Raw genomic sequence first — 6482 nt, forward strand, 5'->3', positions numbered from 1 at the left:
GCATGGCTGGTCACTGGCCTACGATCTGGATTTGGTGGTTGGACACGCGCTGTACCGCTTCACCATCTACGACGCACTGGTCGTTCGGGACTTCAAGCCGTACCTGGCCAAGCTGGCATCGCGGAGCCTGAGACCATCCGATGTCCTCACGCGCATCACCATCGAGCCCCAGTTCCGAGGTGCCCCCGTACTGTGCTTCAAGGCCATCTGCAGAGTTGACGCATCGGCCTGAGAAGAGCGGCACAGGCGCTTGCCTTTGCACTTGGCGGCCACCCTGACAACGACACCCCAGACAAAGAGCCTTTGCGACAAAAAGGGGGGCAGTGCTTGCCCCCCTACGGTTTACTCCGCTTCAACGTCCTCCAGCCGCACAGCCCGCTCCTCCGTCTCCGGGTTCTCTTCCTCCTGGGGTTCCCCGAGGGCCCTGTCCGCGTGGCCCTCCGAGGCCACAGCCACAGTGAAGACGCCGAGGACGCCGGTCAGGCAGCCTCCGAGAAAGATCCAAAGCTTGTTCATGATGCCTCCTTGCGGGTTAGTTGTCCGTGGTTTCCCGGATGATTTCGAGCACCGCGATGGCGATGGCGATGAACGGTCCCCAGTTCATGTGCGCTCCTTGCGCGGGCACTTGGCCCGAGGGCAGCGGTGAAGGTGACAACAAAGGGCCACCGGGAAGATCCGGCAGACGGGCCAAGGCACACAGGGGCACGGCAATCGCATGCGTCCTCCTTGGTTGAGGTGGTATGAAAAGGGGCAGCCTCGCTGAGCACGCCTCTTCAGGCTGCGCGATCGGTGCCGAGCATGGCGCGGTGCAGGAGTTGGAAGAGCGCGGGACAGAGTTCCCGCATGTCCTGGATGACGATATTGCGCCGGGGCAGCAGGGCCCTGACGGCAGAGTTGGCGATGCCCACACCCAGGACCTCGAACCCATGCTGCCTGGCTGCCTCCAGGGCCCGCCTGGCGCAGGGCAGGGAATCGGGTTCGCCATCGGTGACGACCAGGATCAGCTTGCGGCGTTGGGGCAGCGGGAGCATGGCCCCCATGGCCCACCACAGGGCCTCGGCCAGCGGAGTGCGCCCGTAGGCTCGCACGGCCATGTGCGGATGTACCCGTTGCCCATGCCGCACCAGGGGTGCCACCGTAGCCCAGGAGCGGTTTTCCCCTGCGCCTGCCGGGAAGGCGCTGACACCAACGTTGACGGCGCAGGCCTCCAGGGCCCTGGCCAGGGCGTAGCTGGCGGCACAGGCCAGTTCCATGCCCTTGTCCATGGAGCTGGAGCAATCCAGGAGCAGATGCACCGCGCTGTCCATGCCCTGGCGCAGGCCCTTGCGGCGGAAGACCCAGGTGTCGTCCACAGCCAGGCGATGCAGCCTGCCGGTGTCCAGGCGCCCGCGTCGGCCTGTGGCGCAGCGGACCAGGGTCGAGGCCTGCAGCAGACCGTGCAGCCGTGCCTGCAGGGCCGTGGACGCTCTCAGGGCATCCTTGCGCTCCTGTTCAGACAGGGGCAACAGGGGCTTGTGCCCGACCACGGCCACGCGCAGGGCATCCTTGCCATCGCCCGGGGCGGCCTCGGTGATGGCCTGGGCCAGCACGCTGCCAAGATTGCTGGGCAACGCGTCCCCGGGGGCGTCCAGCAGGGCCTTGAGCCGCTTGGCGGCCTTGGCCGGGAGCCCCTTCCTCCTCGTTTCGCCAGCTGCAATGGCCTGATGCCGATCCGTTTCCGGGTTCGAATCCGGAAGGGCCACGGGAGCCGGGCCGTCCTCCTTTTGGTCTGCCGCCTGGCCAGCATCGGCCTTTTGCCCCGGCGTGGAGGCATCGCGGGGTGACTTCTGCTTCCCGGGCGCACGGGACGCGGGTTGTGGCTGCGCTGCCTGTTCCAGCAGACGCACGATGCGCCGGGCGTAATCCAGGGCGTCCCCGGTGGATCGACACAGGGCGCGCACCGCGTACAGGACCGATTCCAGGCGTGCCCGCAGCCCGGGAAACTCCCGGTCCATGTGCCTGGCCAGTTCGTCCCGGCTGGCGACCAGTTCGGGCACATCCCAGGAACGGATGACCAGCAGCAGCCAATTGGGGATGTCCTGGACCGGCGACCCCGATACCATGGCCGACCCTGCGAAGACATGGCGCACCAGCCGGTTGAAGTTGTGGCGACAGCCGGGGAATATCTCGGCCATGCGGCGCTCCACCCGCCAGTCCTCGATGCTGTTCCAGACGTGATGCTCCAGTGGACTCAGCCGGGCGCCCCGCAGGGCATCGAAGTCCGTTTCGCGGATGTGCCCGGCCTCGTGGTCCAGGTAGCCCCGGACCAGGAGCAGGAAGGTCTCCGGCATGTCCAGAGGCAGCGATGGCAGGGTGATGGTTCGGCCATCGGTGCGGGCCTGGTTGCCACCGATGACCACCCTGACGCCGTATTTGCTGCCCAGTGCGCTGGCCACCAGGGGCAGCGCGCGCAGTACAGCTCGTGTGTTTTTCATGATGTTCCTCCAAGACGGGAAGGCCCCGAAGCGTCATGCTCCGGGGCCTTCTCACGGTAAGGGGTATGGGTGTGGGCTATTGCGGATCGAGCACGCGCCAGTACGGCGCGAAGCTCTCATGGACTAGGCCGCGCAGCAGGGTCAGGAAGGGCTCGTGGTCGCCCGATGTTCCAGCCAGGTCCAGGGTTTCGTAGTAGGCCGCGCGCTGCTCCACGGGGATGATGACCGTGGGGAAACCCGCGCGCAGGAGCTCCAGGTTCATGGCCAAGCGGGCCGTACGGCCGTTGCCGTCACGGAAGGGATGGATGACCGCCAGGTCCGCGTGGACCCGCCCCGCGCGCTCCACGGGGTGCAGTTCCCGGGCCCGGCCGGCATACCAGGCGAAGAACCCGTCCATCCGTTCCTGAAGGTGCAGGTGATCCACAGGGGTGTGTCCGGCGCCGGAGATGAGCACATTGCAGGCCCGGTAGCGCCCGGCATTTTCGTCGTCGATGCCGCGCAGCACCAGTTGATGCAACTCCTTGAGGGTGCGCGCGTCCAGATCCCGGCCCTGTTCGACCAGTTGCTCCAGGAAGCCCACGGCACTGGCGTGGTTCATGGCCTCCAGATGCTCGCGCACACTCTTGCCGCCGATGGTCACGCCATCTTCGAGGACCACCTTGGTCTCCATCAGGGTCAGGGTGTTCCCCTCGATGGCGTTGGAGTGGTAGGTGTAGCGCAGGACCATGTCGTTTCGCAGGCTGCGGACGACCTCCGGCGGCAGGGGCCGGTGGGCGTCGAGACGCTGTTTGAGCGCGTCCAGGTCCTGGTAGGTGCTGCGCATGATCGCTCCTCGGGGTGTCTGTTTCCTTTGGTAATCGCCCCGCCCTGCCCTGTCCAGCCCGGGCTACCACAAGCCTTGACTCGGCAGGGCCGGACACAGGGGCACGGGAATCCCCGCCAGGGGGAACTCGTCCTGTGACCGCTGCGTGTCCGGCGGATCGTCGATCACGGGGCCCTGGTCCGCCCGGAGGGCCGTCAGGGCCTGAAGCACATCCCCGGGAGTGGTGCCGTCCATGAGCTTCTGGCCGTGCTCCAGCAAGGCGCTTGTGTCGCGCAGCAGACAGACCAGCCCCTGGAGCATGAGCAGCGGCGCGCCCTGGATGCGCCCCCGCCTGGGCAGGCTCTGGAAGGCCGTGTCCATGAGTTCGGCCACAGGGGCCACCCGGGGCTCCACGAAGGCCAGCCCCGCGAGTTTGTGGTGGATGGTCCGCAGGGGCGAGAGGGCCTTGCGGGTCACGCTGGTCTTGCCCGCATAGCATTTGTGCCACGCCTCGGCGGCAGCCTTGGCGGTCTCCCCGAACAGCGTACCGCCCAGGCCGGACACCTCCTGGTGCAGACCCGAGGCCACGGCGTCCCCCGGGGACGGCGCCACCACGCGATAGGCCTGCCACCGGAAGCCCATGCGCGAACGCACCTGCTCCACGCCCACGGTGGAATCGGCGATGATACGCTCCCACCGGGCATGCCGGGCGATCCACTGACGGACCGCCTCGTCGTAGCGGCCCAGGAAGGCCTCCTTGGCGGCCTCGAACTCCTGGCCGATGGTTTCCAGCTCCTGATGGACAGCCTCGGCCTTGTCCTCGGGGATGGCCCAGCCGCCCAGGAACCGGACCCCGGTGCGCTCAAGCAGGCTCACCGCCCGCGCCTTGAGGGTGCCGAAGACCCTCAGATCCTCGGGGTCGCACACCCGCTTGCTGCCCAGGGAGGCCAGCTCCCCGGGCGGCAGGACCGCTCCGCCGAAGTCCGCAGGGCTGAGCTTGCGTCGTGCCGTCCAGATATTCACCTCCAGGTGGATGGCCACGAGGCTGTCCAGAACCTGGATGTCCGTATGCATGGTCATGTGCTCCTCCAAACGAAGACGCCCCCGGGTGTCGGGGGCGTCTAGTTGCCGGTTCTCCAGGAATAGCCCTGGCGCTCGATCTTCTCCGTGGCCCGGCGCCACATCTCCTGGACCGGATCGCAGTCCAGACAGTCCTGAGGCGCGAGGAGCTGCGTTACGCAGTCCGGGGGCTCCCAGGACTGCCCGTCTCCCAGCCAGGTGCGGATGGTCAGCCCACGGGAGCCGACAGCGCAGTGCCAGCATTGATGCAGCCCCGAACCGCAGGCCCGGGTCAGCAGGACGCACTTGGTGCAGGTGGTGACACACAGGGCAGTTGTGGCGCGCATCTCAGTCCCCCGTGGCCTGGGGAAAGACCCGCTGGGCGATTTCGTGCAGCGCCGCCCGGCTCTCGCGGGTGGCCTTGAAGCCCAGGGCCCGGTCCAGGGCGTAGGCCAGGGGTTGGACTCCCTGCAGGGCCAGGGGTTGGAAACGCACCGCGAGCCGAGCCCAGCGCAGGAGGGTCCGGGTGGAGAAGGTCACCTCCAGGGCTTGGCCCTCGCTCCCGGACTCGCCCAGGAAAAGCCTGCGGATCTCGTTGGCGTAATCCACCATCCTGGAGCGCACGTCCTCAGGAAGCTGCGGGGCCGCGCTTTCCAGCAGCCGCTGTTCCGCCTCGGGGGCCGGATAGCCCAGCTCGCAGAGCCAGAAACGGTCCAGCAGAGCCAGGTTCTGGCGCAGGGTGCCCTGGTACAGCCCGGTCTCGTCGGAGCCACCGTTGGTGTTGGCCGTGGCCACGAAACGGAACATGGGGTGCGGAGCCACAAGTTCGCCCCCGTTCTCAGGGATGCACAGCGGCGAGCCGTCCAGGATGCCGTTGAGGCCCGCCGCCGTGGCGGGTTCGAGCAAGTCGATCTCGTTGAGCAGGAACAGGCCGCCCTGTTTCATGGCCAGAGCCAGGGGGCCATACTCGAAGGCCATGGTCCCGCCGCGCACCGTGAGGTGCCCCACCAGGTCGGGGAACTCCAGCCGGGCATGACCGGTGATCTCGAAAACCGGGTAGTTCAGGCGGGCGGCCAGTTGCTTGACCAGGCTGGTCTTGCCGCTGCCCGTGGGCCCGAAAACGTACAGCGGTTCGGCCTCGGCCATGAACCAGACCACCACGTCGCGCGAAGCCTCGTGGAAGACGTAGTCGGATTCGGGGACCGGGGTATGGGGACCAGGGTTTTCGTAGCCCCTGACGATGCGCCCGGACGGGCTGCCGCTGAACACGGCCCCCGCGTCGAAATCCACGGGTGCCGGGATAATATCTTGCATGTCGTACTCCTCGTGGTTCAGATGAATTCGATACGCCGGACCATGCAGGCCTCGAAGGGGTTCTCCCACCACAGCCCTCTGGACTGACTGTCGTCCCAGTCTTCGCCCAGGCGCAGGAACAGGTATTCCTCCGGCTCCAGGCTCTCAAGGAATGCCTCCAGGAATCCGGGGCCAGGGAAACAATCCGGGTACCACTTGATGTCGTCCCAGAAATACAAAGCGTCCTGGGTGCCCTCGTCCTCGCGGACCAGGCCGCTCTGCAGCAGGTCCTTCAGGTCCTGACGGGTTTCGTTGTCCGTTTCGCTCGCGGCGTGCATCAACCGCCGCTGCCCCGCGCCGCTCAAGGCCAGGGCCACGTCACTGCGATATCCCATGGGAATCCTCCTTGGATGAATGAAAAGGCCCCGGATCACAGTGGATCCGGGGCCTTGTGGTTTGAACGCCGAATTGAGAGCCGTTGTGTTTTCGGTACACACTCGTGGCACAAGGAGACCAGTATGCCGACAGCCACAGCCCGTCTTGATCAACAGCCCCAGGAACGGCCGGAGAAGCTCGTCTTGGCCGCGGCCCGTTCACGGTCCGGACGGGTGGCCGGAACCCGCGAGCTTGTGCTCACGACACATCCGTGTTTTCTGGCCTACCGGGTGCTCGACGAGCAGGTTCAGAGCCTGCGCGTCCTGCACACGGCGCGGCAGTATCCGCCTTCGTCCCGGGACTGCGACGGGTAACCCTGCCCAGAACGAGCCGCTCGAAGGGCGCGCTGGCTTTTTCGCACAGGGCCAGCGTTTCCTGTGCCTTGCGGCCATCGTTCAGGGCCTCGGTAAGGCGCTCCA

General features: G+C 66.8%; 9 protein-coding genes. 2 read left to right on the plus strand and 7 right to left on the minus strand.

Translation table 11 applies throughout. The features are described 5' to 3' along the window. On the plus strand, positions 1-232 hold a 232-nt coding region (locus M0P34_RS12885), incomplete at its 5' end, for a hypothetical protein (protein ID WP_291499785.1). Between the two features lie 110 nt (positions 233-342). Here M0P34_RS12885 and M0P34_RS12890 read toward each other — a convergent pair. The 7 genes from M0P34_RS12890 to M0P34_RS12920 form a co-directional block, all read right to left on the minus strand. After that, complete coding sequence (locus M0P34_RS12890) at positions 343-516, minus strand: hypothetical protein (RefSeq protein ID WP_291499788.1); 174 nt, start codon at positions 514-516, stop codon at positions 343-345. A 257-nt stretch (positions 517-773) separates the two neighbouring features. Further along, the gene (locus M0P34_RS12895) at positions 774-2474 is read right to left on the minus strand and encodes a VWA domain-containing protein (RefSeq protein ID WP_291499790.1); all 1701 of its coding nucleotides are present in this window, start codon (positions 2472-2474) and stop codon (positions 774-776) included. 76 nt (positions 2475-2550) lie between these two features. After that, positions 2551-3297: a Fic family protein gene (locus M0P34_RS12900; protein ID WP_291499792.1), complete on the minus strand. Its 747-nt coding sequence runs from the start codon at positions 3295-3297 to the stop codon at positions 2551-2553. Between the two features lie 63 nt (positions 3298-3360). Then, positions 3361-4356 (minus strand): DUF3150 domain-containing protein, encoded by a 996-nt coding sequence (locus M0P34_RS12905; RefSeq protein WP_291499794.1) that lies wholly within the window; start codon positions 4354-4356, stop codon positions 3361-3363. Positions 4357-4397: 41 nt separating this feature from the next. Next, positions 4398-4682: a hypothetical protein gene (locus tag M0P34_RS12910; protein WP_291499796.1), complete on the minus strand. Its 285-nt coding sequence runs from the start codon at positions 4680-4682 to the stop codon at positions 4398-4400. 1 nt (position 4683) lies between these two features. After that, positions 4684-5649: a CbbQ/NirQ/NorQ/GpvN family protein gene (locus M0P34_RS12915; protein WP_291499798.1), complete on the minus strand. Its 966-nt coding sequence runs from the start codon at positions 5647-5649 to the stop codon at positions 4684-4686. Positions 5650-5666: 17 nt separating this feature from the next. After that, positions 5667-6023, minus strand: coding sequence for a hypothetical protein (locus M0P34_RS12920; protein ID WP_291499800.1), 357 nt, complete (start codon positions 6021-6023; stop codon positions 5667-5669). Positions 6024-6146: 123 nt separating this feature from the next. Here M0P34_RS12920 and M0P34_RS12925 point away from each other — a divergent pair, with 123 nt between their 5' ends. Further along, on the plus strand, positions 6147-6377 hold the full coding sequence (locus M0P34_RS12925; protein WP_291499801.1) for a hypothetical protein: 231 nt from the start codon (positions 6147-6149) through the stop codon (positions 6375-6377). Positions 6378-6482 lie beyond the last annotated feature (105 nt).

The organism is Desulfocurvus sp. (assembly GCF_023230885.1).
GTDB lineage: Bacteria > Desulfobacterota > Desulfovibrionia > Desulfovibrionales > Desulfovibrionaceae > Desulfocurvus.

What these genes read in the sequence shown, in the direction of transcription:
- M0P34_RS12890 (WP_291499788.1), bottom strand. Translation starts at nt 516, where the DNA reads ATGAACAAGCTTTGGATCTTTCTCGGAGGCTGCCTGACCGGCGTCCTC.
- M0P34_RS12895 (WP_291499790.1), bottom strand. Translation starts at nt 2,474, where the DNA reads ATGAAAAACACACGAGCTGTACTGCGCGCGCTGCCCCTGGTGGCCAGC.
- M0P34_RS12900 (WP_291499792.1), bottom strand. Translation starts at nt 3,297, where the DNA reads ATGCGCAGCACCTACCAGGACCTGGACGCGCTCAAACAGCGTCTCGAC.
- M0P34_RS12905 (WP_291499794.1), bottom strand. Translation starts at nt 4,356, where the DNA reads ATGACCATGCATACGGACATCCAGGTTCTGGACAGCCTCGTGGCCATC.
- M0P34_RS12910 (WP_291499796.1), bottom strand. Translation starts at nt 4,682, where the DNA reads ATGCGCGCCACAACTGCCCTGTGTGTCACCACCTGCACCAAGTGCGTC.
- M0P34_RS12915 (WP_291499798.1), bottom strand. Translation starts at nt 5,649, where the DNA reads ATGCAAGATATTATCCCGGCACCCGTGGATTTCGACGCGGGGGCCGTG.
- M0P34_RS12920 (WP_291499800.1), bottom strand. Translation starts at nt 6,023, where the DNA reads ATGGGATATCGCAGTGACGTGGCCCTGGCCTTGAGCGGCGCGGGGCAG.
- M0P34_RS12925 (WP_291499801.1), top strand. Translation starts at nt 6,147, where the DNA reads ATGCCGACAGCCACAGCCCGTCTTGATCAACAGCCCCAGGAACGGCCG.